Annotated in this window: 23 protein-coding genes and 2 tRNA genes; 2 read left to right on the forward strand and 23 right to left on the reverse strand. The window is 62.5% G+C overall.

The features are described from left to right. Window positions 1-71: 71 nt before the first annotated feature. The 17 genes from VQ045_RS01770 to VQ045_RS01850 all read right to left on the reverse strand — a co-directional run bounded on the left by VQ045_RS01770 (window position 72) and on the right by VQ045_RS01850 (window position 16,924). Window positions 72-860: a biotin--[acetyl-CoA-carboxylase] ligase gene (locus tag VQ045_RS01770; RefSeq protein WP_331828959.1), complete on the reverse strand. Its 789-nt coding sequence runs from the start codon at window positions 858-860 to the stop codon at window positions 72-74. Between the two features lie 2 nt (window positions 861-862). Next, window positions 863-2,305 (reverse strand): NADH-quinone oxidoreductase subunit NuoN, encoded by a 1,443-nt coding sequence (gene nuoN, locus VQ045_RS01775; RefSeq protein WP_327622885.1) that lies wholly within the window; start codon window positions 2,303-2,305, stop codon window positions 863-865. Between the two features lie 19 nt (window positions 2,306-2,324). After that, a complete protein-coding gene (locus tag VQ045_RS01780) occupies window positions 2,325-3,833 on the reverse strand; it encodes an NADH-quinone oxidoreductase subunit M (RefSeq protein WP_331828960.1) in 1,509 nt (502 codons plus the stop codon). Next, window positions 3,833-5,821, reverse strand: coding sequence for an NADH-quinone oxidoreductase subunit L (gene nuoL / locus VQ045_RS01785; protein ID WP_331828961.1), 1,989 nt, complete (start codon window positions 5,819-5,821; stop codon window positions 3,833-3,835). The genes VQ045_RS01780 and nuoL overlap by 1 nt, the downstream gene beginning before the upstream one ends. Window positions 5,822-5,827: 6 nt before the next feature. After that, window positions 5,828-6,136: an NADH-quinone oxidoreductase subunit NuoK gene (gene nuoK / locus VQ045_RS01790; RefSeq protein WP_206454386.1), complete on the reverse strand. Its 309-nt coding sequence runs from the start codon at window positions 6,134-6,136 to the stop codon at window positions 5,828-5,830. Between the two features lie 19 nt (window positions 6,137-6,155). Further along, a complete protein-coding gene (locus tag VQ045_RS01795; protein ID WP_327645768.1) occupies window positions 6,156-6,773 on the reverse strand; it encodes an NADH-quinone oxidoreductase subunit J in 618 nt (205 codons plus the stop codon). A 128-nt stretch (window positions 6,774-6,901) separates the two neighbouring features. After that, window positions 6,902-7,393, reverse strand: a complete 492-nt coding sequence (gene nuoI, locus VQ045_RS01800) for an NADH-quinone oxidoreductase subunit NuoI (protein WP_327645769.1) — start codon at window positions 7,391-7,393, stop codon at window positions 6,902-6,904. A 6-nt stretch (window positions 7,394-7,399) separates the two neighbouring features. Next, entirely contained in the window at window positions 7,400-7,621 is a 222-nt protein-coding gene (locus VQ045_RS01805) for a hypothetical protein (RefSeq protein ID WP_327622890.1), read from the reverse strand. Next, window positions 7,618-8,673: an NADH-quinone oxidoreductase subunit NuoH gene (gene nuoH, locus VQ045_RS01810; RefSeq protein ID WP_327645772.1), complete on the reverse strand. Its 1,056-nt coding sequence runs from the start codon at window positions 8,671-8,673 to the stop codon at window positions 7,618-7,620. The genes VQ045_RS01805 and nuoH overlap by 4 nt, the downstream gene beginning before the upstream one ends. A gap of 13 nt (window positions 8,674-8,686) precedes the next feature. Then, the gene (gene nuoG / locus VQ045_RS01815; protein WP_331828962.1) at window positions 8,687-10,762 is read right to left on the reverse strand and encodes an NADH-quinone oxidoreductase subunit NuoG; all 2,076 of its coding nucleotides are present in this window, start codon (window positions 10,760-10,762) and stop codon (window positions 8,687-8,689) included. A gap of 13 nt (window positions 10,763-10,775) precedes the next feature. Then, window positions 10,776-12,083 (reverse strand): NADH-quinone oxidoreductase subunit NuoF, encoded by a 1,308-nt coding sequence (gene nuoF, locus VQ045_RS01820; protein ID WP_331828963.1) that lies wholly within the window; start codon window positions 12,081-12,083, stop codon window positions 10,776-10,778. Between the two features lie 20 nt (window positions 12,084-12,103). After that, complete coding sequence (gene nuoE, locus VQ045_RS01825) at window positions 12,104-13,564, reverse strand: NADH-quinone oxidoreductase subunit NuoE (RefSeq protein WP_331828964.1); 1,461 nt, start codon at window positions 13,562-13,564, stop codon at window positions 12,104-12,106. Window positions 13,565-13,740: 176 nt separating this feature from the next. Further along, complete coding sequence (locus VQ045_RS01830; protein WP_327645778.1) at window positions 13,741-14,931, reverse strand: NADH-quinone oxidoreductase subunit D; 1,191 nt, start codon at window positions 14,929-14,931, stop codon at window positions 13,741-13,743. A 2-nt stretch (window positions 14,932-14,933) separates the two neighbouring features. After that, the gene (locus tag VQ045_RS01835) at window positions 14,934-15,356 is read right to left on the reverse strand and encodes a GFA family protein (RefSeq protein ID WP_331828965.1); all 423 of its coding nucleotides are present in this window, start codon (window positions 15,354-15,356) and stop codon (window positions 14,934-14,936) included. A gap of 10 nt (window positions 15,357-15,366) precedes the next feature. Continuing rightward, window positions 15,367-15,975 carry an NADH-quinone oxidoreductase subunit C gene (locus tag VQ045_RS01840; protein ID WP_331828966.1) on the reverse strand — a complete coding sequence of 203 codons (609 nt, stop codon included), beginning with the start codon at window positions 15,973-15,975 and terminating at the stop codon, window positions 15,367-15,369. A 14-nt stretch (window positions 15,976-15,989) separates the two neighbouring features. After that, complete coding sequence (locus VQ045_RS01845; RefSeq protein WP_327622897.1) at window positions 15,990-16,568, reverse strand: NuoB/complex I 20 kDa subunit family protein; 579 nt, start codon at window positions 16,566-16,568, stop codon at window positions 15,990-15,992. Next, complete coding sequence (locus VQ045_RS01850) at window positions 16,559-16,924, reverse strand: NADH-quinone oxidoreductase subunit A (RefSeq protein ID WP_206454294.1); 366 nt, start codon at window positions 16,922-16,924, stop codon at window positions 16,559-16,561. The genes VQ045_RS01845 and VQ045_RS01850 overlap by 10 nt, the downstream gene beginning before the upstream one ends. Window positions 16,925-17,309: 385 nt before the next feature. Here VQ045_RS01850 and VQ045_RS01855 point away from each other — a divergent pair, with 385 nt between their 5' ends. Then, window positions 17,310-17,639 (forward strand): hypothetical protein, encoded by a 330-nt coding sequence (locus tag VQ045_RS01855; protein ID WP_327622898.1) that lies wholly within the window; start codon window positions 17,310-17,312, stop codon window positions 17,637-17,639. Between the two features lie 90 nt (window positions 17,640-17,729). Here VQ045_RS01855 and VQ045_RS01860 read toward each other — a convergent pair. Beyond that, window positions 17,730-17,806 (reverse strand) — tRNA-Asp (locus VQ045_RS01860). A 250-nt stretch (window positions 17,807-18,056) separates the two neighbouring features. On the opposite strand from VQ045_RS01860, the gene VQ045_RS01865 reads away from it, so the two are divergent. Then, window positions 18,057-18,132: transfer RNA gene (locus VQ045_RS01865), tRNA-Val, on the forward strand. Window positions 18,133-18,415: 283 nt separating this feature from the next. On the opposite strand, the gene VQ045_RS01870 is transcribed toward VQ045_RS01865, so the two are convergent. The 5 genes from VQ045_RS01870 to VQ045_RS01890 form a co-directional block, all read right to left on the reverse strand. Next, window positions 18,416-18,835 carry an HU family DNA-binding protein gene (locus VQ045_RS01870; protein ID WP_327622899.1) on the reverse strand — a complete coding sequence of 140 codons (420 nt, stop codon included), beginning with the start codon at window positions 18,833-18,835 and terminating at the stop codon, window positions 18,416-18,418. A 24-nt stretch (window positions 18,836-18,859) separates the two neighbouring features. Then, window positions 18,860-21,277, reverse strand: coding sequence for an endopeptidase La (lon, locus tag VQ045_RS01875; RefSeq protein ID WP_331828967.1), 2,418 nt, complete (start codon window positions 21,275-21,277; stop codon window positions 18,860-18,862). Window positions 21,278-21,523: 246 nt separating this feature from the next. Next, entirely contained in the window at window positions 21,524-22,792 is a 1,269-nt protein-coding gene (gene clpX, locus VQ045_RS01880) for an ATP-dependent Clp protease ATP-binding subunit ClpX (protein ID WP_327645782.1), read from the reverse strand. 236 nt (window positions 22,793-23,028) lie between these two features. After that, window positions 23,029-23,661: an ATP-dependent Clp protease proteolytic subunit gene (locus tag VQ045_RS01885; RefSeq protein WP_327622902.1), complete on the reverse strand. Its 633-nt coding sequence runs from the start codon at window positions 23,659-23,661 to the stop codon at window positions 23,029-23,031. Window positions 23,662-23,859: 198 nt separating this feature from the next. Next, window positions 23,860-26,256, reverse strand: a complete 2,397-nt coding sequence (locus tag VQ045_RS01890; protein ID WP_331828968.1) for a mechanosensitive ion channel domain-containing protein — start codon at window positions 26,254-26,256, stop codon at window positions 23,860-23,862. Window positions 26,257-26,415: the final 159 nt, after the last annotated feature.

A 26,415-nucleotide genomic window follows, 5' to 3' on the forward strand; every position in this document is an offset into this window, starting at 1 on the left:
CCGGTCATGATCGACCCACGCAGCTCATTCGAGTTTGTTTCAGTTACATTCGTCGTCGTTCGATTGCCGCCCTAAACGGCGGAGACCGGTGGCGCCATGCGCTCGTCGCTCTCCAGAAAAAACAGATCGCCGGCCGAAACCGCGGTGGTCTCGCCGTCATCACCGCGCAATATCAGCCGACCGCGCTCGTCGAGCGCCTCGAAGCGTCCCGTCAGCGCGCTATCGGCAAGATTGACCCGGCATGCCTGGCCGAGCCCCACGGCATGGGCAAGCCATTCGCGCCTGATCGCGGCAAATCCCTCGCCGCGCAGGAAGATCGCAAGGGCGCGTTCCACCTCGTCAGCGACGGCCGCGAAGATGGCATCAAGGTCGCAGCGCACGCCCTCCCGCGCCAGGCTGGTCACCTCGTACGGCGTGCCATCCGGCACATGGGCGACGTTGACCCCGCAGCCGATGACAACCGCCATCCTTCTATCCGGCAAACGCTCGCTTTCCAGGAGAATGCCGACCGCCTTGCGGCCCCTGACGAGGACGTCATTCGGCCATTTGACCGCAACCAGATCTTCGTCGGCGCCCGTGAGCTTGGCGAGAGCGTTCCGCACGCCAAGCGAGGCGACCAGCGGCAGGTTCGACAGATGCTCCAATGGCGCCGGGTCGATGACCAGCCAACTCGCATAGAGGTTTCCCGGCTCCGAGACCCACGCCCGGCCTCTGCGGCCGCGTCCCGCCATCTGCCGTTCAGCCGTGATCCACAAAGGCCCCGGATCGCCGGCGCGCGCGGCCTCCAACGCCACTGAATTCGTCGAGGCGACTTCGCCGAGGGCGAGGCGCCGTCGTGGTGCTTTCGTGCCCGTCGGCACCGTCAGAAAAACGTCCGCGCCGCGGCCTCGGCAGCGGTGAAGATCGGCCCCCCGATGAAAAGGTAGACGGGGAAGATGAACAGCGCCGCAGCCCACAGAACCAGCCGCAACTCCATGGCCATCGGCACGAACTCCGCCGATGGTTCATCGAACCACATCAACTTCACGATCCTCAGATAATAGTAAAGCCCGACGACGCTTGCCAGTACGCCGATGACCGCCAAGGCGTAAAGTTCCGCCTCGACCGCCGCCATGAACACGAAATATTTGGCGAAGAAACCGGCCAGTGGCGGCAAGCCGGCGAGCGACAGCATCAAGATCGTCAGGAACAGCGCCATCACCGGGTTGGTCTTCGACAGACCCGCCAGATCCTCGATTTCCTCGACCACCCCGTCCTTGCGCCGCATGGCGAGGATCACGGCAAAAGTGCCCAGCGTCATCGCCAGATAGATCGTCATGTAGATCAGGACGCCGCGGACGCCTTCGACATTGGCTGCCGCGAGCCCCACGAGGGCAAATCCCATATGGCCGATCGAGGAATAGGCCATCAGACGCTTGAAATTACGCTGGCCGATCGCCGCGAAGGCGCCGAACGCCATCGACGCGATCGAGATGAAGACGATGATCTGCTGCCAATCCACCTGCAACGGCTCGAAGCCCTGCACCGTGAAGCGGGTAATGAGCGCCATGGCCGCAACCTTCGGCGCACCGGCAAGGAAGGCGGTGATCGGGGTCGGCGCACCCTCGTAGACGTCGGGCGTCCACATGTGGAACGGTACCGCCGAAATCTTGAAGGCTAGGCCCGCGAGCACGAACACCAGGCCAACGACGAGGCCGAGGGAGCGTCCTTCGCTGGTGATCGCCGATGCGATCGCGCCGAACTCGATCTGGCCGGTAAAGCCGTAGACCATCGAAGCGCCGTACAGCAGCATGCCCGAGGACAACGCGCCAAGGACGAAATATTTCAGGCCAGCCTCGGTCGAACGGGCCGAATCCCGGTTGATCGCGGCGAGAACGTAGATCGCCAACGACTGCAGCTCGAGCCCGAGATAGAGCGTGATCAGGTCGCCGGCCGACACCATGACCATCATTCCGGTCGTCGACAGCACGATCAGCACCGGAAACTCGAACCGGTTGAACCGCTCGCTTTCGGCGAAGCCGACCGACATGATCACCGCGGCGGCCGAGCCGACGAGCACCAGAACCTTCATGAATCCGGCAAAGGGATCGAGCACGAAGGAGCCGCCAAAGGCTTCGCCGTAGGGCGTGACGAAGACGAGCCAGAGCCCGGCGATGATGATCAGCGCGACCGACAGGCCGGTCACCGTCTGGGCGCTGCGCTCACCGGCGAAGACGCCGATCATCAGAAGGACCATCGCGCCTCCCGCCATGATCAGTTCTGGACCGACGATCGGCAGACTCGAGGCGACCATTTGCGAATACATATGCGTCCGATCCCCGCTTTTACTGCGCCAGGGCGACCGATTGGGCCGCCTCCAGGGCTGCGGTGTAGGTATTGAGCATCGATTCGACCGATGCCGCCGTCACATTGAAGACCGGCATCGGATAGATGCCGAAGAAAATCACGAGAGCGACGAGCGGATAGAGCAGGATTTTCTCGCGCCGCGACAGGTCGAGGATCGCGCGCAGGCTCTCCTTCTCCAGCGCGCCGAAAATCACCCGCCGATAGAGCCACAACGCATAGGCCGCCGACAGGATGACGCCGGTGGCCGCAAAGATCGCCACCCAGCTGTTGACCTGGAACACCCCGACCAGAGTCAGGAACTCGCCGACGAAGCCGCTCGTCCCCGGCAGCCCGACATTGGCCATGGTGAAGATCAGCATCGCGGTGGCGTAATGCGGCATCCGGTTGACCAGACCGCCATAGGCGCTGATCTCACGGGTGTGCATGCGGTCATAGACGACACCCACGCAAAGGAACAGCGCCCCGGACACCAGCCCGTGCGAGAGCATCTGGAAGATCGCCCCCTCGACGCCCTGCTGGTTGGCCGCGAAGATACCCATCGTCACGAAGCCCATATGCGCGACTGACGAGTAGGCAATCAGCTTCTTGATGTCCTCCTGCATCAGCGCCACCAGCGAGGTGTAGATGATCGCGACAACCGACAGCGTAAAGACGAACGGCGCAAAATCGGCCGAGGCCAGCGGGAACATCGGTAGCGAAAAGCGCAGGAAGCCGTAGCCGCCAAGCTTCAAGAGGATGCCGGCCAGGATCACCGATCCCGCCGTCGGCGCCTCGACATGGGCGTCAGGCAGCCAGGTGTGGACCGGCCACATCGGCATCTTAACGGCGAAGCTGGCGAAGAAGGCGAACCAAAGCCAAGGCTGCATCGAGGCCGGGAAGCTGTGCTGCAGGAGTTCCGGTATCGAGCTGGTGCCGGCGTCCCAATACATCGCCATGATGGCGATCAGCATCAGCACCGAGCCGAGGAAGGTGTAGAGGAAGAACTTGTAGCTCGCGTAGATCCGCCGCTTGCCGCCCCACACGCCGATGATCAGGAACATCGGGATGAGGCCGCCTTCGAAGAAGACGTAGAAGAGCACGAGATCAAGCGCGCAGAAAACGCCGATCACCAGCGTCTCCAGCACCAGGAAGGCGATCATGTATTCCTTCACGCGGGTCTGCACCGCCTCGAAGCTCGCGAGGATGCAGATCGGCATGAGGAAGGTCGTCAGGATCACGAACAACATCGAGATGCCGTCGACACCCATGTGATAGGTAATCCCGCTGCCGAGCCAGTCCAGCCGCTCGACCATCTGGAAGTCGGGATTCGACGTGTCGAATTCGATCCAGATCCAGAGCGACACGACGAAGGTGAAGACCGTGGTCAGCAGCGCCACGGTGCGGATATTGCGGCCCGCCAGTTCGCTCTTGTCCTTGATGAACAGGATCAGCAGCGCGCCGACCAGCGGCAGGAAGGTGACGGTCGAAAGGATCGGCCAGTCGCTCATCAGTTCGCCCCCCCGAGCATCGTCCAGGTGACCAGCGCCGCGACGCCGATGAGCATCGCGAAGGCGTAGTGATAGAGGTAGCCGGTCTGCAGACGGACCACGCGATTGGTGACGTCAAGAACACGTGCCGAGACACCATCAGGCCCGAGCCCATCGATCACCTTGCCGTCGCCGGTCTTCCACAGGAAGCGTCCGAGCGCCTTCGCCGGGCGTACGAACAGGAAGTCGTAGAGCTCGTCGAAATACCATTTGTTCAAGAGGAACGTGTAGAGGCCGCGATGGCGCTCGGCCAGTCGATGCGGCAGTTCGGGCGAGCGGATGTAGAACAGCCAAGCGATGGCGAAGCCGATCGCCATCATGACCGCCGGCAGGAATGCGATGGCAAAGGGCACGTCGTGGATGTCGTGGAGAATTTCGTTCCCGGCGCCGGTAAACAGCGAAGCAAGCCAGAACTCCTCGTAGCCCTCTCCGATGAAAGCGCCCTCGAACAGGAGACCGGCGAACAGCGCGCCGGCGGCCAGCACGAATAGCGGCACCAGCATCACCATCGGCGATTCGTGGATATGATGCATGACGTCCGCGGAGGCACGCGGCTTGCCGTGAAACGTCATGAAAATCAGGCGCCAAGAATAGAAGCTGGTCAACAGTGCCGCCAGAACCGTCAGACCCCAGCCATAGGTCGCGAAGGCATTATCGCCAACGAAAGCCGCTTCGATGACGGCGTCCTTGGAGAAATAACCCGCCGTGAACGGAAAGCCGGTCAGCGCCAGCGTGCCGATCACCATCAACCAGTAAGTGACCGGGATATGCTTCTTGAGCCCACCCATGCGCCGCATGTCCTGCTCGTCGGAGACAGCGTGGATCACGGAGCCAGCGCCGAGGAACAAGAGCGCCTTGAAGAAGGCGTGGGTAAACAGGTGAAAGATCGCCACGCTGTAGGCGCCGACGCCGAGGGCGACGAACATGTAGCCGAGCTGCGAACACGTCGAATAGGCGATGACCCGCTTGATGTCGTTCTGGACCAGCCCGACCGTGGCGGCGAAGATCGCCGTCGTCGCGCCGATGAAAGTGACGAAGGTCAATGCGGTCTGGCTCAGCTCGAACAGTGGCGACATGCGGGCGACCAGAAAGACGCCAGCCGTGACCATCGTGGCGGCATGGATCAGCGCGGAGACCGGCGTCGGGCCTTCCATCGCGTCCGGCAGCCAGGTGTGGAGCCCGATCTGGGCCGATTTGCCCATGGCGCCCATGAACAAGAGCAGGCAGATGACGGTGAGCGCGCCGCCCATCGACAGCGAGTAGCCGGCGAAGCTGAGGACAGTGTCGCCGAGCGCGGGAGCAGCCTCGCCCGCCTCGCCGCCCATCTGGCCGGCGATATCGGCCGCGCCGGCGAAGATGGTGTCGAGATTGAGCGAGCCGAACAGCACGAAGATGCCAAAGATGCCGAGCACGAAGCCGAAATCGCCGACCCGGTTGACGATGAAGGCCTTCATCGCGGCCGCGTTGGCCGACGGCTTTTTGTACCAGAAGCCGATCAGGAGATACGAGGCCAGGCCGACGCCCTCCCAGCCGAAGAACATCTGCACGAGATTGTTCGACGTCACCAGCATCAGCATGGCGAAGGTGAACAGAGACAGATAGGCGAAGAAGCGCGGCCGATGCGGATCGTGATGCATGTAGCCGATCGAATAGACATGCACGAGCGAGGAGACCGTGTTGACGACGACCAGCATGACCAGGGTCAGGCGGTCGATCCGCAACGACCAGGCGACCTCGAGGCCGCCGGATTGCATCCATTGAAACAGCGTCAACCGCAGCGTCTCGCCTTCGCCGAAGCCGAAGGAAATGAAGGCGATCCACGACATGATCGCCGCGATGATCAAAAAGCCGGAGGTGATATATTCGGACGCCTTGGCGCCGATCGCGTTGCCGAAGAGGCCGGCGATCAGGAAGCCGGCGAGCGGCAGGATAACGATGGTCTGATACACGCCCGATCAGCCTTTCATCGTGTTGACGTCATCGACGGCGATGGAGCCGCGATTGCGGAAGAAGACGACGAGGATGGCGAGGCCGATCGCCGCTTCAGCGGCTGCGACGGTCAACACGAAGAGCGCGAAGACCTGCCCGACCAGATCGTTCAGAAACGCCGAGAACGCCACGAAATTCAGGTTCACCGCCAAGAGAATCAACTCGACCGACATCAGGATCGTGATGATGTTCTTGCGGTTCATGAAGATGCCGAAAACGCCCGTGACGAACAGGATCGCCGCGACCGTAAGGTAGTGTCCGAGACCGACTTCCATTGCGCTCATTTCCTCGTTCTCAGATGCCCTTGCCGCTCTCGACCTTGCGGATTTCGATCGCCGTCGCCGGGTTCCGCGCGACCTGCGCCGGAATCGACTGACGCCGGATGCCTTCCTTGTGGCGAAGGGTCAGAACGATCGCACCGATCATCGCGACGAACAGGATCAGCCCTGCAAGCTGGAAAAACAGAATGTAGCGGGTGTAGAGCACCGCCCCGAGCGCCTCGATGTTCGACATTTCGGTCAATGGCGGCGTCGGCATGGCCGTCGCGACGGACAGCTGCGGCTCGTAATAATTGCCGGTGACCGCGATGATCAGCTCGGCGAGCAGCACGATTCCGACGATCGCGCCAAACGGCGCGTACTGCAGCGCGCCACGCTTCAACTTGGCGAAGTCGACGTCGAGCATCATGACGACGAACAGGAAGAGCACGGCAACGGCACCCACATAGACGACGACGAGAATCAACGCCAGGAATTCGGCACCGGTCAGCAGGAACAACCCGGCGGCGCTCACAAAGGTCGTAATCAGAAACAGCACCGAATGGACCGGATTCTTGGAGAAAACGACCATCAGCGCCGCGCCGACTGCGATCAGCGCGAAGATGTAGAAAAACAGTGCCTGAAGGCCCAGCATCCTCGGGCTCCTTGTAGTGGTATCGGATGCGGCCTGACGGTCGTCGCCCTGCCACCTCGATCTTGTCAAATCAGGCGGAGATTCGCGCCCGGTCTGGCGATCCTCCGGCCGAAAAAATCCCTGCCCGCTTAGCGGTAAGGCGCGTCGAGCGCAATGTTGCGCGCGATCTCCCGCTCCCAGCGATCGCCGTTGGCGAGCAACCGCTCCTTGTCGTAGTAAAGCTCCTCGCGGGTCTCGGTCGCGAATTCGAAATTTGGGCCCTCGACGATGGCGTCGACCGGGCAGGCCTCCTGGCAGAAGCCGCAATAAATGCACTTCACCATGTCGATGTCGTAGCGCACCGTCCGGCGGGTGCCGTCATTGCGTCGCGGTCCGGCCTCGATGGTGATCGCCTGGGCTGGGCAGATCGCCTCGCAAAGCTTGCAGGCAATGCAGCGCTCCTGGCCGTTGGGATAGCGCCGCAAGGCGTGCTCACCACGAAAACGCGGACTCTGCGGCCCCTTCTCGAACGGGTAGTTCACCGTCGATTTCGCTGCGAAGAAATAGCGCATCGACAGGCCGAACGCCTTGATGAACTCGATAAGGAACAGGGATTTGACGGTCTGGGCGATGGCGTTCAAGAGACTCTAGCCTCCCAAGTTCGAGGCGATGACCGGGCCGGCGAACCAGCCGACAACCGGGAAGAGAACGAGCTGCGAAACGCGGGCAATGTTCAGCGCCGCCCCGGCTCCGACGCGCTCGGAAGGCCGGCGCCGAGCCATAGCGTCGATGACATAGCCAAGCACGAAGAAGTCCGCGAGGCCGATGGCGAGGCCGACCAGAGCACCGATGAGCGCCGGATCGGTCATGCGGCCGCGGCGCCCCAACCCATGAACTGCACGACGAAGGCGACGATCACCACCATTGCGAGCGAGATCGGCAGGAACACCTTCCAGCCAAGCCGCATCAGTTGGTCGTAGCGGTAGCGGGGCACGAAGGCCTTGACCATCGCGAACATGAAAAAGACCAGCGCGACCTTGGACAGGAACCAGATGACGCCCGGCACCCAGGTGAACGGCGCGAAGTTGAAGGGCGGTAGCCACCCGCCGAGAAAGAGGATCGTCGTCAGCGCGCACATCAGCGTAATCGCCGCGTACTCGCCGAGCATGAACATCATGTACGGGGTCGAGCCGTATTCGACCATGAAGCCGGCGACGAGTTCCGATTCGGCCTCCGGCAGGTCGAAGGGCGGCCGGTTGGTCTCGGCCAACGCAGAGATGAAGAACACCACGAACATCGGGAACAGGCCGAGCCAGTGCCAGTCGAGGAAGGTGTTCGGCAGGCCGGCCATGGTGCCGAGACCGGTCTGCTGGGCCAACACGATGTCGGTGAGATTGAGCGAGCCGACGGCCAAAAGCACGGTGACAATGACGAAGCCGATCGAGACCTCATAGGAGACCATCTGCGCGGCGGACCGCAGCGCGCCGAGGAAGGCGTATTTCGAGTTCGACGCCCAACCGCCCATGATGACGCCATAAACCTCCAGCGAGGAGATCGCGAAGACGTAGAGGATGCCGATATTGATGTCGGCGATCACCCAGCCTTCGGCGACCGGCACCACGGCGAAGGTGGCAAGCGCCAGCGTCACGGCGACCAGCGGCGCGAGCAGGAACACGACCTTGTCCGCGCTGGCCGGGATCACCGGTTCCTTCAGCACGAATTTCAACAGGTCGGCGAAGGACTGGAACAGCCCCCAAGGACCGACGACATTGGGTCCGCGGCGCATCTGGACCGCAGCCCAGATCTTGCGGTCCGCCAAAAGGATATAGGCGACCAGGACGAGCAGAACGACGAGGAACAGAAGGCTCTGCGCCAGAATGATCAGGCCCGGCCAGACATAGAGGGAGAAGAATTCAGCCACTGCCAGCCGTCCTTTATTCTGCCGCTTCGAGGTGCTCGGCGATTGCGAGCTGCGAGCACTCGGCCATCACCTTCGACGCGCGGGCGATCGGGTTGGTCAGGTAGAAGTCGCCGATATTCGACGCGAACATTCCAGTGCCCAGCGATTTCGCGCGATCGGCCAGTCCGGTGATGACCGCCGGGTCGGCCGACTCGATCCGATCCGACCGCATGAAGGCGTGCGACTGATACAGTTCGCGCCGCAGCGCCGCAAGCGAATCGAACGGCAGCGTTTTGCCGAGAACGGCGGACAGCGCCCGGATGATCGCCCAGTCCTCGCGCGCGTCGCCGGGCGGGAAGGATGCCCGGCTGCCAGTCTGCGCCCTGCCCTCGACATTGACCCAGGTCCCCGATTTCTCGGTGTAGGCCGCGCCCGGCAGGATCACGTCGGCGCGGTGCGCGCCCCGATCCCCATGGGTGCCGATGTAGACGACGAAGGGCCCGGCTGCGATCTCGATCTCGTCGGCACCGAGATTGAACAGCACGTCGACCTCGCCATCGCCCATCTGGGCTGTGGTCTTGCCGCTCTCACCCGGCACGAAGCCGATATCGAGGCCGCCGACCCGCGATGCCGCAGAATGCAGGACGTTGAAGCCGTTCCAGCCCTCGGTGATGGCTCCGATTTCGCGCGCCAGCGCGGCGATCGAGGCCAGCACATCCGCACCGTTCTCGCCGGCGAGCGCGCCCTGACCGACGATGATCATCGGGCGCTCGGAATTCTTCAGGGTGTCGAAGAAGCCGCGATTGGCAGCGCCCAGATCGGACAACGTTTCGGTTCCGGCGCCGAGATAGGTGGTTTCGTAGCGCAGATCGACATTCTCGCCGATCACGCCGATGGCGAAGCCGCCCATGCGCCAACGCTTGCGAATGCGCGCGTTAAGCACCGATGCCTCGAAGCGAGGATTGGCGCCGACGATCAGCAATGCATCGGCATTCTCGATGCCGGCGATCGTCGTGTTGAAGAGATAGGAGGCGCGGCCGTCGGCCGGATTAAGCTTGGCGCCGTCCTGGCGGCAGTCGAGATTGGTCGAGCCGAGCTCGCCGATCAGGCGCTTCAGCGCCCACATCTCCTCGACGGCGGCGAGATCGCCCGCGATCGCGCCGAGTCGCGCACCCTCGACGCCATCGACCTTGGCCTTGATCGCGGCGAAGGCCTCCTGCCAGCTCGCCGGACGCAGGCGGCCGTTCTCGCGCACATAGGGCTTGTCGAGACGCTGGGTCCGCAGGCCGTCCCAGACGAAGCGGGTCTTGTCGGAGATCCACTCCTCGTTGATCTCCTCGTTGATGCGCGGAAGAATCCGCATGACCTCGCGACCGCGCGTATCGACGCGGATCGCCGATCCGACGGCATCCATCACGTCGATCGTCTCGGTCTTGGTCAGCTCCCACGGCCGCGCCTGGAATGCGTAGGGCCGCGAGGTCAGCGCGCCGACCGGGCACAGATCGATGACGTTGCCCTGCAGCTCCGACGTCATCGCCTGCTCGAGGAAGGTGGTGATCTCGGCATCCTCGCCGCGGCCGATGAGGCCTAGCTCGGAAATGCCGGCGACCTCGGTGGTGAAGCGGACGCAGCGTGTGCAGTGGATGCAGCGCGTCATGATCGTCTTGACCAGCGGGCCGATATATTTGTCCTCGACCGCGCGCTTGTTCTCCCGATAGCGCGACGAATCGACACCAAAGGCCATGGCCTGGTCCTGCAGGTCGCATTCGCCGCCCTGATCGCAGATCGGGCAGTCCAGCGGATGGTTGATCAGCAAGAACTCCATCACGCCTTCGCGGGCCTTCTTGACCATCGGCGTGTTGGTGAAGACCTCCGGCAATTCGCCGTTTGGTCCCGGCCGCATATCGCGGACACCCATGGCGCAGGAGGCGGCGGGCTTCGGCGGTCCGCCCTTCACCTCGACGAGGCACATGCGGCAATTGCCGGCGATCGACAGCCGTTCATGGAAGCAGAAGCGCGGAATCTCGGCCCCCGCCTCCTCCGCCGCCTGCAGCAGCGTGTAGTGGTCTGGGACCTCGATCTCTTTGCCGTCGACTTTGAGTTTGGTCATGGACCTATCCTGCTTATTCCGCCGCTTCGAGCACGGGCCGGCGATCGGCGTCGGCATTGCGCGAGAACTCGTCGATCCGCCGCTCGATCTCGGCGCGGAAATGGCGCACCAGCCCCTGGATCGGCCAGGCCGCCGCGTCGCCAAGCGCGCAGATCGTATGGCCCTCGACCTGCTTGGTCACATCGAGCAGCATGTCGATTTCGCGCTTCTGGGCATTGCCGGTGACCATGCGCTCCATCACCCGCCACATCCAGCCGGTGCCCTCGCGGCAGGGCGTACACTGGCCGCAGCTCTCATGCTTGTAGAAATACGAGATGCGGGCGATCGCCTTCACGATGTCGGTGGAGCGATCCATGACGATCACCGCGGCGGTGCCGAGCGAGGTCTTGATGTCGCGTAGCCCGTCGAAATCCATCGGGGCGTCGATGATGTCCTCGCCCGGAACCAGCGGCACGGATGATCCGCCGGGGATAACCGCCAAGAGATTGTCCCAGCCGCCGCGAACGCCGCCGCAATGCTTCTCGATCAGTTCGCGGAAGGAGATGCCCATCGCCTCCTCCACCGTGCAAGGCCGTTCGACATGGCCGGAGATGCAGAAGAGCTTGGTGCCGGTGTTGTTCTGCCGGCCGATACCGGCGAACCAGCCACCGCCGCGCCTGAGGATGGTCGGCGCGACCGCGATCGACTCGACGTTGTTCACCGTGGTCGGGCAGCCATAGAGCCCGACATTGGCCGGGAAAGGCGGCTTGAGGCGCGGCTGGCCCTTCTTGCCTTCCAGGCTTTCCAGCAGCGCGGTTTCCTCACCGCAGATGTAGGCGCCGGCGCCGTGATGGACGATGATGTCGTAGTCCCAGTCGCATTTGTTGTTCTTGCCGAGCAGACCGGCCTCGTAGCACTCATCGATGGCCCGCTGGAGCGCTTGACGCTCGCGGATATACTCGCCGCGAACGTAGATGTAACAGGCGTGCGCGCCCATCGCGAAACCGGCGATGACGCACCCCTCGATCAGCGTGAACGGGTCGTTCCGCATGATCTCCCGGTCCTTGCAGGTCCCGGGCTCGGATTCGTCGGCGTTGATGACGAGATAATGCGGGCGCTCGCCGGGCTCCTTCGGCATGAACGACCATTTGAGACCGGTCGGGAAGCCGGCGCCGCCACGCCCGCGCAGGCCCGATTCCTTCATCTCGTTGATGATCCAGTCGCGACCCTTGCCGATGATGTCGGCCGTGCCGTCGAAATGCCCGCGCTTCATCGCGGCCTTCAGGTTTTTGTCCCTGAGGCCGTAAATGTTGGTGAAAATGCGGTCCTTGTCCTGAAGCATCTAGTGTCTCCTCGTCCGCATCATTCCCGGCCCGGAGCGCGCGCAGCCGCGGCCTGTAAGGCCTTGGCCTGAGCGGTCCAGCCGTCACGAACGGCGCGGCCACGGAAATTCAGATAATCGTCGACCCAGACAAGCTCGGACTCCCGCCATTTTGCGATCTGCCGGAGATGAAAGACACCGAGTTCGTTCAACTTGGCCTCGATCACCGGACCGATGCCCTTGATCTGCTTCAGATCGTCCGGCGTGCCCTCCGGCGCGCTCAGGAGACCTGCGGGCTTCTCGCCGGGTTGGCTCGCCTGCGCGGCAATTCCTGCGGCGGCCCCATCCATGGGCCCGGAACTGGTATCGGAGGTCGTCCGGCGCTGGCCCTCCAGCTTTGCGCCGCCGTCTTTTCCGGAGAGATCGATCGTCGCGTCTGTGGCGCCCGGCTCTTTGGACTTATCGCTCGGAGTCAGCGCGACGTCCGGGACCGTCGCCGCGCGGGCAGCGGCTTCCTTCTGGCGGAGCGTCCCGCCGGTCGGCGCCGTGGCTGCCGGCGTGTCAGCCGAAACCTGATCGGCTTCGGCGGCGTCTCGCTGGGCTTCTCCGGTCGCGCCGTCGACGGCTCCGCCGGTACGGCCCGAGCCCGGTCGATGGCCGTTGGCGACCAGATCGTCACTGACATGCTTCTCGGCCGATGGCGGCGTCTTGTCGCCGCTGGCTTTGCCCGGGGCCGCGATGGTCGGATCGGTTTCCGCAGCGTCCGTGTTCGGCCTGCCGGCATTGGAAGCGGCGGTGGAGATAGCCTGCCCACCCGCCTTACCGCGCGCCGGCGCGGATGCCTCGGACGCCCGAGGCTTATCAGCCGGCAAATCCTTGATCAGATCGTCGTAATCGCCAGTCAGGCTCGTCAGACCGCCGATCGGAGCCGACAGATGGCGTCCGTTCTGCGGTCCCGGCTCGACTTCCCCGCCGCGCCCCGCCTCGAAAAGATCGATGATCTCCTCAAGTCGCTCCGGTGTCAGATCCTCGAAAGTATCCTCGGAGACCATCACCATCGGCGCGTTGACGCAGGCGCCGAGGCACTCGACCTCTTCCCACGAAAGCGTTCCCGACTCGTTGGCATGGAAGGGTTCGGGATGGATCTTCGACCGGCAGACGGCCTTCAAATCTTCCGCGCCGCGCAACATGCAGGGGGTCGTACCGCAGACTTGGACATGCGCCCTTGTGCCGACCGGTTTCAATTGAAACTGCGTGTAGAAGGTCGCGACCTCGAGCACGCGGATCAAGGGCATCGCCAGCATGTCGGCGATATGGACGATCGCGGACTTGGTGACCCAGCCTTCTTGTTCCTGTGCGCGCATCAGAAGAGGAATCACTGCCGACTGCTGACGACCCTCCGGATATTTACGGATCGTCGCCTGTGCCCAAGCCGTGTTTTCGTCGGTGAAGGCGAAGCTCTTGGGCTGGATGGCATCTTCCGCGAGACGTCTGACAGACATCGGACCTCGACTCTAGAAGCGGTTCTACATGCGATATTGCGGTGCGTTCTATCACACGATCGGCAAAAGGCCAGTGACTTTAACCCGTATGATTCCGCTGTCGCCCGATTGTCCGGGCGGCGACGATTCAGATGTCCAGAAGTGGCTCGCCGCTGACAATCGGCGGTGCCTTGTGATCAGCGGTCGACCTCGCCAAAGACGATATCAAGCGAGCCGAGAATAGCCGAGACATCGGCGAGCATGTGTCCCCTGCACATCACGTCCATCGCCTGGAGGTGGGCGAAGCCCGGCGCCTTGATCTTGCAGCGATGCGGCTTGTTGCTCCCGTCCGCGACCAGATAGACGCCGAACTCGCCCTTCGGCGCCTCGACCGCGGCATAGACCTCACCCGCCGGCACGTGAAAGCCCTCGGTGTAGAGCTTGAAGTGATGGATCAGCGCTTCCATCGAGCGCTTCATCTGGCCACGCGACGGCGGAACGACTTTGCCTTCGGCCGACGAGACCGGACCGACGCGCTCGGGGCCCGACAGCAGCTCGATGCACTGCTTCATGATCTTCACCGATTCGCGCATCTCGACCATACGGATGAGATAGCGGTCGTAGCAGTCGCCGTTCTTGCCGATGGGGATGTCGAAATCCATCTCGTCGTAGCACTCGTAAGGCTGCGACTTGCGCAAATCCCAGGCCGCGCCCGAGCCGCGTACCATCACGCCGGAAAAGCCGAGCGCCCAAGCATCGTCGAGGCCGATGACGCCGATGTCGACATTGCGCTGCTTGAAGATGCGGTTGTCGGTCAGCAGGCCTTCGATGTCGTCGCAGACCTTCAGGAAAGGATCGCACCAGGCACCAATGTCGTCGACGAGCTGCTGCGGCAGGTCCTGGTGCACGCCGCCCGGCCGGAAATAGGCCGCATGCATGCGCGAGCCGGACGCGCGTTCATAGAACACCATCAGCTTCTCGCGCTCCTCGAAACCCCAGAGCGGCGGCGTCAGTGCGCCGACGTCCATGGCCTGGGTCGTCACGTTGAGAAGATGCGAGAGAATGCGGCCGATTTCGCTATAGAGCACCCGAATCAGCTGACCGCGCCGGGGCACACTGACCTCCGCCAGCCGCTCGATGGCGAGACAGAAGGCATGCTCCTGGTTCATCGGCGCGACGTAGTCGAGCCGGTCGAAATAGGGAATCGCCTGGAGATAGGTCTTGTGTTCGATCAGCTTCTCGGTGCCGCGATGCAAAAGCCCGATATGCGGATCGACCCGCTTCACCACCTCGCCGTCGAGTTCCAGCACCAGCCGGAGAACGCCGTGGGCGGCCGGGTGCTGCGGCCCGAAATTGATGTTGAAGTTGCGGACGTCGATCTCGGCCATGTCTAGCTATCCTGCCCGGCAGCGAAGGCTGCCACGACTTCCGCCCCGGTCATCTTACGCGTCGCGTCGGCGAAGCGGTAAGTCTCAGGCTTCTCGTCGATAAAGATTTCCTCGGTGAACGCAAAGCGCGATGCATCGTCGAAGCTCTGCATGGAAACGGCCACGTGACCGCCGTCCCGCAGTCGCCAGAGGAGACTCGATCCGCAGCTCTTGCAGAACAGACGCTCGGCCCAGTCCGACGAAACATAGACGCCGAATTGCGTCTCGTCCTCGATCGCCACATCCGTGCAAGGAACGGCCATAAAAACACCACCGCTCCACTTCTGGCACATGCGGCAATGACAGACATCCATTTCCATTTTTTGCAGAACCGCCGAGAATCGCGCCGCGCCGCACAGACATCCGCCGAGTAATGCCTCACTCATATCTTCGGCCTCAGCTCGGTTTAGCCTTCTCGTCGCCCGGCAAGACGTATTCCGTTCCCTCCCACGGAGAGAGGAAGTCGAAATTGCGAAACTCCTGCCTGAGTTCGACCGGCTCGTAGACTACCTGCTTCTTCTCCTCGTCGTAACGCACCTCGACGAAGCCCGTCAGCGGGAAGTCCTTGCGCAGCGGATGCCCCTCGAAGCCGTAATCCGTGAGAATGCGGCGAAGGTCGGGATGACCGGTGAACAGAATGCCGTAGAAATCATAGGCCTCGCGCTCGAACCAGTCGGACCCGGCGAAAACGTCGCAGATAGACGGGACGGGATCGTCCTCCCCGACCCGCACCTTTACCCGGATGCGCTGATTCTGCCGCGGCGACAGCAGATGGTAGACGACATCGAAACGCTTTTCCCGCTCCGGATAATCCACCCCGCAAATGTCCGTCAGATTGACGAACTGGGTCTGCGGATCGTCGCGCAGGAATGTCAGCACGCTCAAGATATCCCCGGGCGCGACGACCAGCGTCAGTTCGCCATACGCCATCTGGTGCTCGACGAGACTGTCGCCCAGCGTTTCGGCCACGTAGTCGGCCAAATCCTCGGTCGCGAATTCGCGCATCACAATCGTCAACCTCAGCGCTCGATGGTGCCGGTGCGGCGGATTTTCTTTTGCAGCAGAAGCACTCCGTAAAGCAGCGCCTCGGCGGTCGGCGGACAACCGGGAACGTAAATGTCCACCGGCACGATCCGGTCGCAGCCGCGGACCACGGAATAGGAGTAGTGGTAGTAGCCCCCGCCATTGGCGCAGGAGCCCATCGAGATGACATAACGCGGCTCCGGCATCTGGTCGTAGACCTTGCGCAGCGCGGGCGCCATCTTGTTGGTCAACGTGCCGGCGACGATCATCACATCGGACTGACGCGGCGAGGCGCGCGGCGCGAAGCCGAATCGTTCGGCGTCGTAGCGCGGCATCGACATCTGCATCATCTCGACGGCGCAGCAGGCGAGCCCGAAGGTCATCCACATCAGCGAGCCGGTCCGGGCCCACTGGATGAGATCATCGGTCGAGGTGACCAGAAAGCCCTTGTCGGCCAACTCATTGTTGATGTCGGTGACGAACGGGTCATGCGTGGGGGCGACGGCGCCCGCGCTCGCAACCCCGGTCGACGGCGCGTGCGCCACGAGCGGCCGGAAACCGTCACTCAATCCCATTCCAGGGCCCCCTTCTTCCACTCGTAAATGAAGCCAACCGTCAGCACCCCGAGGAAGACCATCATCGACCAGAAGCCGAACCAGCCAAGGGTTCCGAAGCTCGCGGCCCAGGGAAACAGGAACGCGACTTCCAGGTCGAAGATGATGAAAAGGATCGACACGAGGTAGAATCGCACGTCGAATTTCATTCGCGAATCATCGAAAGCGTCGAAGCCGCACTCGTAGGCGGAGAGCTTTTCGTCGTCAGGCGCCTTGAAGGCGAGCAAAAACGGCGACACCAGAAGCGCCAGACCGATGACGAGGGCGACACCGACGAAGATGACGATCGGCAGGTAGGATGCAAGCAACTCCGGCATCTCGATATTCCAATCCCTGACGGACAGCTTGAAAATCGCGACGGTCCTGACGACGACCGCCACCGCATGATGCCACCGCGGCACACGGCATCATGCCTCCCGATCGCTGTTCAATGCGGCGAAGAGACCGGGCGCTTCTTCGCATTGCGGCGAGGATTATCGCCTTCCTTCTGTCGAGGCAAGGCTTCTGGACCCGATGGTCGAGGACCGATCGCGATGCAACCGGCGATCAACGCTTGAGGCGTGGAAAGCGCGGGCGTGTGGCCTCTGGTGTTCACGCCCAGGCAGAAGCTAGATTGGCGATCGGGCCGGCGGTCGCGGTGCGCGGCTGGCCGAATGCGAGGTGCGTCGGCAAACTTCTGGCGCAGCAACGACGGAGAGAGCGATGACCCCCGGTGAGACGCCGCAATGGCAGTCGATGCGAAGCGCGCAACGCGATGGCAACCGCATTCTCGTGACGCTTCGGGCGAGCGAACAAGGCCCGGCGGAAGTCGACACGGTGCGCTGGACGACGCCCCGCAACGCCTCGGAAAAATGCTGGATCGCTACGGATTGCGATCCCCAGTTCCCGGTCACCTATCAGGACGACGAACTCTTGGCCTGGATGCCGATGCCGGCGCCGCCGTCTGGAAAAACCGCAAGCGATCCCGCTGTCGACTGGCCGGAGCCGGCCCTCGAAAGCGATTTTCAGGAGGAGGCCGGATCGGGGATTTGAGCGCCGAGGCGGCGCGAACCGCTGCGGCGAGCATAATGCCGATTTCCCATCAGGGGATTCGGCATCGATCTCGATTGTTCTGAATAAAAATGGCGCGAGTGACGGGACTCGAACCCGCGACCTCCGGCGTGACAGGCCGGCACTCTAACCGACTGAGCTACACCCGCGCTCGGCCGCTCGATGCGGCTTGTGAGGCGGTCGTTTACGGGCATCCCCCTATGCTGTCAAGCAGAACCGGGCAAAGTTTCTCGGGCAGTTCGCAGGAAGTTCGGGACGCTCGCGATACCGGTCATTGCCGCTGTTGCGGCCGTAGGCCACGAACAGATAAAATCGCCCCTTTTATCGGGCTTGTTTGCCTGTTCGCGCACACTGACCTGCTTGCCAGCGAGACCTCGAACGCTTAGACGAAGCATCGGCGGGCGATTAGCTCAGTTGGTAGAGCGCCTCGTTTACACCGAGGATGTCGGGAGTTCGAGTCTCTCATCGCCCACCATGGTTCCCGACGCGTCAAGACGCAGCCGTCCGATTCGGGCGTGGGCACCCTCAGCGCTTCGCCGTCGCGAGCCCCCTGCCTGCTCCGCCCGGGGGGATCGAGGATTGAGGCGAAGCCCGACCGCCACGCGATCACGGACTCGCCGCACGGCCGGCAGCGCTTTAGTCACATCCCGCGATTCCTGAATATCGGACTGGTCCGTCAACCGCACACGACGGCCCGAACGCATTTCGGCCGGGCGCTGACGCCCGGCCGACATTTGAGACATCTCGAGATGTAATCGTTAGCGGTTGTTGACGGCGTCCTTGAGACCCTTGCCGGCCGCGAATTTCGGCACGTTGCGCGCCGGGATGTCGACCTCGGCGCCAGTCGACGGGTTGCGCCCCTTCGATGCGGCGCGGTGGGACACGGAAAACGTCCCGAAGCCGACCAGACGAATATCATCGCCTTTGGCCATCGTCCCCTGAATAGCTTCGAAGACAGCGTCCACTGCGGAGCTAGCCTGCTGTTTAGACAGTTCAGACTTTTCCGCGACAGCAGAAACGAGCTCATTTTTGTTCATTAGGATACCCTCCTGATTCTTTGGCAATAACGACTCCGTGAGCACGGTGCGCGACCTTCGCGGATCGAAACGCCTTCGGCAACGGCAAGATGCCCGATTTCGCGGGCTTTGCAAAAAAAATGCCGCCAAAATTGGCGGCATTTTCAACAAATCTTAACGGTGCGCCTAGTGGGCAACAGCCGTGGCGCCGTCCTCGACGTCGGCGCGGCCCGTCATGGGCTCGTCGACCTCCGACCATTCGACCGGCGTCAACTCCCTGACGAGCGCGTGCTTCAGCACCTCGCCCATACGCGCCACCGGCACGATCTCGAGCTGATTCTTGACGTTGTCCGGGATCTCCGCGAGGTCTTTGGCGTTCTCCTCCGGTATCAAGACCTTCTTGATGCCGCCGCGCAGCGCCGCCAACAGCTTCTCCTTCAGGCCGCCGATCGGCAACACCCTGCCGCGCAGGGTGATTTCGCCGGTCATGGCGATATCCCTGCGAACCGGTATGCCGGTCATCACTGAGACGATGGCGGTCGCCATCGCCGTGCCAGCCGACGGGCCATCCTTCGGCGTAGCGCCTTCCGGCACGTGGACGTGGATGTCGCGCTTTTCGAACAAGGGCGGCTTGATGCCGTAATCCAGCGCCCGCGAACGGACATAGGAAGCGGCGGCGGAGATCGACTCCTTCATCACCTCCTTGAGGTTGCCGGTCACGGTCATCTTGCCCTTGCCGGGCATCATCACGCCCTCGATCGTCAGCAATTCGCCACCGGCCTCCGTCCAGGCAAGCCCCGTGACCACACCGACCTGATCCTCGAGTTCGGCTTCGCCGTAGCGATACCTCGGCACGCCGAGGAAGTCGCCGATATTGGCCGCGGTGACCTCCACCTTGGTGGCTTCGCCCTTGAGAATCTGCGTCACGGCCTTGCGGGCAAGCGTCATCAGCTCGCGCTCGAAATTACGAACGCCGGCCTCACGGGTGTAGCGCCTGGCGATCTCGTGCAGAGCGTCGGCGCTGACGGAGAATTCCTCCTCCTTCAACGCGTGATCGCGAATCGCCTTCGGCAACAGGTGCCGCCGGGCAATCTCGACCTTCTCGTCCTCGGTGTAGCCGGCGATCCGGATGACCTCCATACGATCCAGCAGGGGACCGGGAATATTCATCGTGTTCGCCGTGGTCACGAACATCGTCGAGGACAGGTCATATTCCACCTCGAGATAGTGATCCATGAAGGTCGAGTTCTGCTCCGGATCGAGCACCTCCAGAAGCGCCGACGACGGATCGCCGCGGAAATCGGTGCCCATCTTGTCGATTTCGTCGAAGAGGAACAGCGGATTGGTCTTCTTGGCCTTCTTCATCGACTGGATGACCTTGCCGGGCATCGAGCCGATATAGGTGCGCCGATGACCGCGAATCTCGGCCTCGTCGCGTACGCCGCCGAGCGCCATGCGCACATATTCGCGCCCGGTCGCCTTGGCGATGGACTTCGCGAGCGAGGTCTTGCCGACGCCCGGAGGGCCGACCAGGCAGAGGATCGGGCCCTTCAGCTTCGACTGCCGGCTTTGCACAGCGAGATACTCGACGATCCGCTCCTTGACCTTTTCGAGTCCATAATGATCGCCGTCGAGGATTTCCTCGGCCTTCTTCAGGTCGATCTTGGCCCGCGACTTGATGCCCCACGGAAGACCGAGCAGCCAGTCGAGATAATTGCGCACCACGGTCGACTCGGCAGACATCGGCGACATCTGCTTGAGCTTCTTCATCTCGGCGTTGGCTTTTTCGCGCGCCTCCTTGGAGAGCTTGGTCTTCTTGATCCGCTCCTCCAGTTCGGCCATCTCGTCGCGGCCTTCCTCGCCGTCGCCGAGCTCCTTCTGGATCGCCTTCATCTGCTCGTTGAGGTAATATTCGCGCTGGGTCTTCTCCATCTGACGCTTGACGCGCGAGCGGATGCGTTTTTCGACCTGCAGCACCGAAATTTCCGATTCCATGAAGCCGAGCGCTTTTTCCAGCCGCTCGCGCACGCTGACCAGGGTCAGCATGTCCTGCTTTTCGGAAATCTTGATCGCCAGATGCGACGCCACCGTATCGGCGAGCTTCGAGTAATCCTCGATCTGGCCGGCCGCTCCGACGACCTCGGGCGAGATTTTCTTGTTCAGTTTGACGTAGTTCTCGAACTCCGACACGACCGAACGCGCCAGCGCCTCGATCTCGACGGGGTCCTCCTCAGCCTCCTCGATGATGCGCGCGGAGGCCTCGTGCCACTCGGTGCGGGGAGTAAAGGTGTCGATGTGCGCGCGGCCGATGCCCTCGACGAGAACCTTGACCGTCCCGTCCGGCAGCTTCAGCAGTTGCAGGACGTTGGCGACGGTGCCGACGTCATAGATTGCGTCGGGCGCCGGATCTTCGTCGCTGGCATTCTTCTGCGTCGCAAGCAGGATCTGCTTGTCGGCGCCCATCACCTCTTCAAGCGCCTTGATCGATTTTTCCCGACCGACGAACAGCGGAACGATCATGTGCGGGAACACGACGATATCGCGCAACGGCAGGACCGGATACAAAGCCTCTCCGGCTCCTTGGCGTTCTGGCGTCTGGGTCATGAGATTCCTTTCCACGGCATATGCCGTCTACGGCCGTCCGCTTCGAGCCTTGTTCAAGCACTCGGTGCCGACGCCTTCATCGATCGTCAATGTGGGCGTCAATGTCCGGCAATTCAAGCGATTCGGACTGCAACCGAGCCGCAATGCGGTTGCCCGACATTCCCGCCCGATAACAAAAAGCCCGCCCCGGCGGGAAGCCGGGACGGGCTCTGATGCCGTCCGTCAATTCCCCGAAAATCGAGACTGTTACGCGCTGACGTTTTCCTTCTCGCCGTTACGCTCGGCGTAGATATAGAGCGGACGCGCGTTGCCATCGATCACGTCCTCGGAGATCACGACCTCCTGCACGCCTTCCAGCGTCGGCAGATCGAACATCGTGTCGAGCAGCATTGCCTCCATGATCGAGCGCAGTCCGCGCGCGCCGGTCTTGCGCTCGATCGCCTTGCGGGCAATCGCCTTCAGCGCGTCCTCATGGAACGACAGCTCGACGTTCTCCATCTCGAACAAGCGTTGGTACTGCTTGACCAGAGCGTTCTTCGGCTGTTCCAGAATCTGGACGAGGGCAACCTCATCGAGGTCCTCCAGCGTGGCCAGAACCGGCAGACGGCCGACGAATTCCGGGATCAGACCGAATTTCAGCAGATCCTCGGGCTCCACCTGGCGGAACACGTCGCCGGTGCGCCGCTCGTCCGGCGCGGCGACATTCGCGGCAAAGCCGATGGAGGTCTTGCGGCCGCGATCGGAGATGATCTTGTCGAGGCCGGCAAAGGCGCCACCGCAGATGAACAGAATGTTCGCCGTATCGACCTGCAGGAATTCCTGCTGAGGATGCTTGCGTCCGCCCTGCGGCGGCACGGAAGCCACCGTGCCCTCCATGATCTTCAACAGCGCCTGCTGCACGCCCTCGCCCGACACATCGCGGGTGATCGAGGGGTTGTCGGACTTGCGGCTGATCTTGTCGATCTCGTCGATATAGACGATGCCGCGCTGCGCCCGCTCGACATTATAGTCGGCCGACTGCAGCAGCTTCAGGATGATGTTCTCGACATCCTCGCCGACATAACCGGCTTCGGTCAGCGTCGTTGCGTCGGCCATCGTGAACGGCACGTCGATGATGCGGGCCAGAGTCTGGGCCAGCAACGTCTTGCCGCAGCCGGTCGGACCGATCAGCAGGATGTTCGACTTGGCCAACTCGACGTCGTTGTTCTTGGCCGCGTGGGCCAGGCGCTTGTAGTGGTTGTGTACCGCGACCGACAGGACCTTCTTGGCGAAAGCCTGACCGATGACGTAGTCGTCCAGGACCGCGATGATCTCCTGAGGAGTCGGCACGCCCTCGCGGGACTTCACCATGGAGGATTTGTTTTCCTCCCGGATGATGTCCATGCACAATTCGACGCATTCGTCGCAAATGAATACCGTCGGCCCGGCGATCAGCTTACGGACTTCGTGCTGGCTCTTTCCGCAGAAAGAGCAATAGAGCGTGTTCTTGGAATCGCCGCCGCTCGTTTTGCTCATTCGTCTTTCCTTCCGATCCGGTCCCCTCCAGGGATCCGTTTCTTGATATCTCCGCCGAGCGTAAACCCAATAAGGCCTGTCGGCAAAGCGACTTCGGCCCTCACGGGTCGCGGAAGAGGCGTCCTACGCACCTATGCACATCATCCGACATAACGTCGATTGCTTGAGCAGCGCTTAACGCGGCGCCTCCCACTATCGGCCGCCGACTGTGGCCGCGACGTGGCAAATGCTATGCGCTACTTAGTTACATCGGCTTCAAGCGAGGCCCGCGACGAATACACCGTGTCGATCAGGCCGAATTCCTTGGCTTCTTCTGCCGTCATGAAATGGTCACGGTCGAGGGTGCGGTCAATGGTCTCGTAATCCTGGCCGGTATGCTCGACGTAGACCTCGTTGAGACGGCGCTTCAGCTTGATGATGTCCTGCGCATGACGCTCGATGTCGGAGGCCTGCCCGGAGAAGCCGCCTGAGGGCTGATGCACCATGATGCGCGCGTTCGGCGTCGCGAACCGCATATCTTTCTGACCGGCGCAAAGCAGCAACGAGCCCATCGAGGCCGCCTGGCCGATGCACAGCGTCGAGACCGCCGGCCGGATGAACTGCATGGTGTCGTAGATCGCCATGCCGCTGGTGACGACGCCGCCCGGCGAGTTAATGTAGAGCGCGATCTCCTTTTTCGGGTTCTCGGCCTCGAGGAACAGCAGCTGGGCGCAAACCAGCGTCGCCATCGAATCCTCGATCGGACCGGTGATGAAGATCACCCGCTCCTTAAGGAGACGCGAGAAGATGTCATAGGCGCGCTCGCCGCGATTGGTCTGCTCGACGACCATCGGGACGAGATTCATCGCGGTTTCCAAGGGGTGCTTCATCAGTCGTCGTCTCGCTGCTTGCTCGGGTGGAGCGGTACCGGACGGCCCCGCCTGTGAGAATCGATGCTCGTTTCTGACGCCGTAGATAGGGCTTGGCAAAGGGCCTATGCAAGCCATCCGCCAACGGCATTATCGCAGTTCGGTCCGTCGATGCCGCGGATATGACCGAATTCCGCCTCGCCACCGCCCTTGCCGGCGTCAGCCGCGGTCTCCGCCGGCGCTATCAATGTCGCCGCCGCTGGGGGGAATTGGCCGCCCGGTCGCGTCGGTGGAGCCGTAGTCCGAGCCGCTTGTTTCGCGCGTCGCCCGCGTCGCCTCGCTCGGCGTGGCGGCCTCGTCGATCACGCGGCCCTGCGGCACCGTAGAATCCTCCTCCGCAATACGAACGGGCGGAGCCTTGCCACCCCGGTCCTCGCCGAACCAGACCGTCATGTGCGGGAACGGAATTTCAATGCCGCGTTCGTCGGCAAGGCGCTTCACGATCTCGCGATAGGCGCGGCCGACGCCCCATTGGGTGCTGGGCTTGGTCATGACACGGGCACGCACGACGACAGCTGAATCGCCCAATTCCTGCACGCCCCACATATCGAGATCACTGATCAGGTTGGGACCGACCGAACTTTGCTTCAGCTCCTCGAAGGCGTCGTGCATCATCTGTTTCACGTCCTCGACATTCTCTCGATAAGCCACCCCGATATCGGCAACATAGTAAGCGAAGTCCTTGGAGTAGTTGGCGACCTGATCGACCGACGAGAACGGGATCAGATACCATGTTCCGTCGACCGAGCGCAGTCCGACCGAGCGCACGGTCAGTTGTTCGACGACGCCTGAGACGCCGTTGAGTTCGACGATATCGCCCTCGTTCATGGCATTCTGGATCTGGATGAAGGCGCCGGTGATGATGTCCTGAACGAACTTCTGGGCACCGAAACCGATCGCCAAACCGACGACGCCGGCACCGGCGAGAAGCGGCGCGATATCAATGCCGACCTGCGACAGGACCAGCATCGACACGATCACCACCATGGTGATGGTGAAGGCGTTGCGAAACAGCGACAGGAGGGTGCGTTCGCGTGCCGTCGGAACGGTGCCGAAATTCGGGTTCATCCGATATTCGATCCAGGACGAGATGCCGATATAGATCGCCACGCCAACGGCAAGGATCACACCAGCGCCGATGAGGCTGCCGACGAAGCGTTGGCCTGCCAGTCGACCAAATTCATCGGAGAAGCTGAACAGATTCCACGCTTGCAGGATCGCGCCGAGCACGACGAGCATCACCAGGACTCGAAAGACGGTGAGCATTTTCGGAATGAATGAGTTCACCCGTCTTTCCAGAAGCGGAATCCGCTCTTTCCAGTCATCGGGGATCGGAACGCCTTTGGCGATCCACCGGGACAGAATCGAGACGACGAGACCACCCAAGGCCATCGCCGCGATTGACTCGAGTATCGAGACGACGACGAAGGTCAAGCCGATCTCGGGACTCTGCAGCCACACCGCGAACAGCGTCAGCACGAACCCGATTGCGAGCGCCCACCAGATCTGGCCGACAAACGCATTGAAGCGGGCGCCAAGGCTCTTGTCGCCGTGTTGCCTGGCGCGCTTCAGACGCTCGCGTACGACGCCGCGGTTCTTCAGAATGAGCCAGACTGCCAGAATCAGCGACAGCACCACGCCGATAAGGCGCGTCGCGTCGGCCGCCGCAGCCCCGGAAGACCGCTGCATGATCGGGGCTACGAAGAGGAAGGTGTAGCCCAGGATCGAGATCAGCCGCGAAATCCAGAAATACCAATAACTTGCCTGACGGTCCGAGAACGGGGTCAGGCGAAGCCTGGGATAGGTCGGCGCGACGAAGGTCCCGAGGGTGACCTTGATCATCTCGATCAGCAAGAAGCCGTTGAGGAACAAAGCCTGATTGATGCCGGGCCGACCGCCGAAGAAAATCGTCGCGGCCACATAGCCGCCCGCCCAGCTGACAATGATCGACGCAGCGTCGACGAGGGCCGAAACGACCAGCAGCATCAGCTTGCGCAGCGGGCCTGAATGCTCGGCGCGCTCGGCCATTCGGCGGAAAATTGGTGCCTTTACAAGCCGACTTGCGGCCAGCACCAGGAACACCACGATGGCGACGAGCGCGACCGGCAGTATCGTCGCAAGGACGTTCGGCAGGTCGATGCTGCCGACGCCGGCCAGCATATCGAGCGCGGAGGCGGTATTCGTTCGCAGCGTTTCCCAAGTTTCCGACAGGCCGCCGATCAGTGCGCGCGTGGAGTCGGCGATCTCGCCGGGCAGCGTCCGCACAACCTCCGCGCCCGTTGGGACGATGGCGGCATCCCCACCGTCCTCGCCCTCGCCTCCCGGCGCCTTGTAGGCGGCGGCTTTCAGCGATTCGACGAGTTTGGCACGGGTCTCGTCATTCTCCAGGATCTTGATCAGATCATCGAGATTGGCGGTATCGCCGCCCTGCCCGCCAGTATCGTTGGCGGCTGACGAGGTGCTCGGAAGGCCGGGAATCTGGGCCGCGCTCGTTCCCCCCCAAACGAGAATGCCGATGAACAATGCGATGATGCCGGTCGTCGTAAATCGCTGCATGCCGGATATAGCCTAAGTCCTTTGGCGCGAGCCGCCGCCTTCCAATCTCGGCGCCGGTCTATCACCCGTGGCTTTGACGAGACTGGGGCCACCAAAACCGGCAACGCGACGCAAAAAGGGGCCGACTTTCGCCGGCCCCCGTGACATTTCGCCTCACCA

Source organism: Aurantimonas sp. E1-2-R+4 (genome assembly GCF_036549515.1).
GTDB classification, from domain to species: domain Bacteria; phylum Pseudomonadota; class Alphaproteobacteria; order Rhizobiales; family Rhizobiaceae; genus Aurantimonas; species Aurantimonas coralicida_A.

Excerpts from the sequence above, each read along its gene's own strand:
- nuoN (WP_327622885.1), bottom strand. The coding sequence starts at position 2,305 with ATGTATTCGCAAATGGTCGCCTCGAGTCTGCCGATCGTCGGTCCAGAA.
- nuoE (WP_331828964.1), bottom strand. The coding sequence starts at position 13,564 with ATGTCTGTCAGACGTCTCGCGGAAGATGCCATCCAGCCCAAGAGCTTC.
- VQ045_RS01845 (WP_327622897.1), bottom strand. The coding sequence starts at position 16,568 with ATGGGATTGAGTGACGGTTTCCGGCCGCTCGTGGCGCACGCGCCGTCG.
- VQ045_RS01870 (WP_327622899.1), bottom strand. The coding sequence starts at position 18,835 with ATGCCGCCAATTTTGGCGGCATTTTTTTTGCAAAGCCCGCGAAATCGG.
- VQ045_RS01830 (WP_327645778.1), bottom strand. The coding sequence starts at position 14,931 with ATGGCCGAGATCGACGTCCGCAACTTCAACATCAATTTCGGGCCGCAG.
- VQ045_RS01855 (WP_327622898.1), top strand. The coding sequence starts at position 17,310 with ATGACCCCCGGTGAGACGCCGCAATGGCAGTCGATGCGAAGCGCGCAA.
- VQ045_RS01890 (WP_331828968.1), bottom strand. The coding sequence starts at position 26,256 with ATGCAGCGATTTACGACGACCGGCATCATCGCATTGTTCATCGGCATT.
- nuoK (WP_206454386.1), bottom strand. The coding sequence starts at position 6,136 with ATGGAAGTCGGTCTCGGACACTACCTTACGGTCGCGGCGATCCTGTTC.
- nuoG (WP_331828962.1), bottom strand. The coding sequence starts at position 10,762 with ATGACCAAACTCAAAGTCGACGGCAAAGAGATCGAGGTCCCAGACCAC.
- VQ045_RS01795 (WP_327645768.1), bottom strand. The coding sequence starts at position 6,773 with ATGCTGGGCCTTCAGGCACTGTTTTTCTACATCTTCGCGCTGATCGCA.
- VQ045_RS01885 (WP_327622902.1), bottom strand. The coding sequence starts at position 23,661 with ATGAAGCACCCCTTGGAAACCGCGATGAATCTCGTCCCGATGGTCGTC.
- VQ045_RS01850 (WP_206454294.1), bottom strand. The coding sequence starts at position 16,924 with ATGCCGGAGTTGCTTGCATCCTACCTGCCGATCGTCATCTTCGTCGGT.
- lon (WP_331828967.1), bottom strand. The coding sequence starts at position 21,277 with ATGACCCAGACGCCAGAACGCCAAGGAGCCGGAGAGGCTTTGTATCCG.
- VQ045_RS01835 (WP_331828965.1), bottom strand. The coding sequence starts at position 15,356 with ATGAGTGAGGCATTACTCGGCGGATGTCTGTGCGGCGCGGCGCGATTC.
- clpX (WP_327645782.1), bottom strand. The coding sequence starts at position 22,792 with ATGAGCAAAACGAGCGGCGGCGATTCCAAGAACACGCTCTATTGCTCT.
- VQ045_RS01805 (WP_327622890.1), bottom strand. The coding sequence starts at position 7,621 with ATGACCGATCCGGCGCTCATCGGTGCTCTGGTCGGCCTCGCCATCGGC.
- nuoF (WP_331828963.1), bottom strand. The coding sequence starts at position 12,083 with ATGCTTCAGGACAAGGACCGCATTTTCACCAACATTTACGGCCTCAGG.
- VQ045_RS01780 (WP_331828960.1), bottom strand. The coding sequence starts at position 3,833 with ATGAGCGACTGGCCGATCCTTTCGACCGTCACCTTCCTGCCGCTGGTC.
- VQ045_RS01840 (WP_331828966.1), bottom strand. The coding sequence starts at position 15,975 with ATGCGCGAATTCGCGACCGAGGATTTGGCCGACTACGTGGCCGAAACG.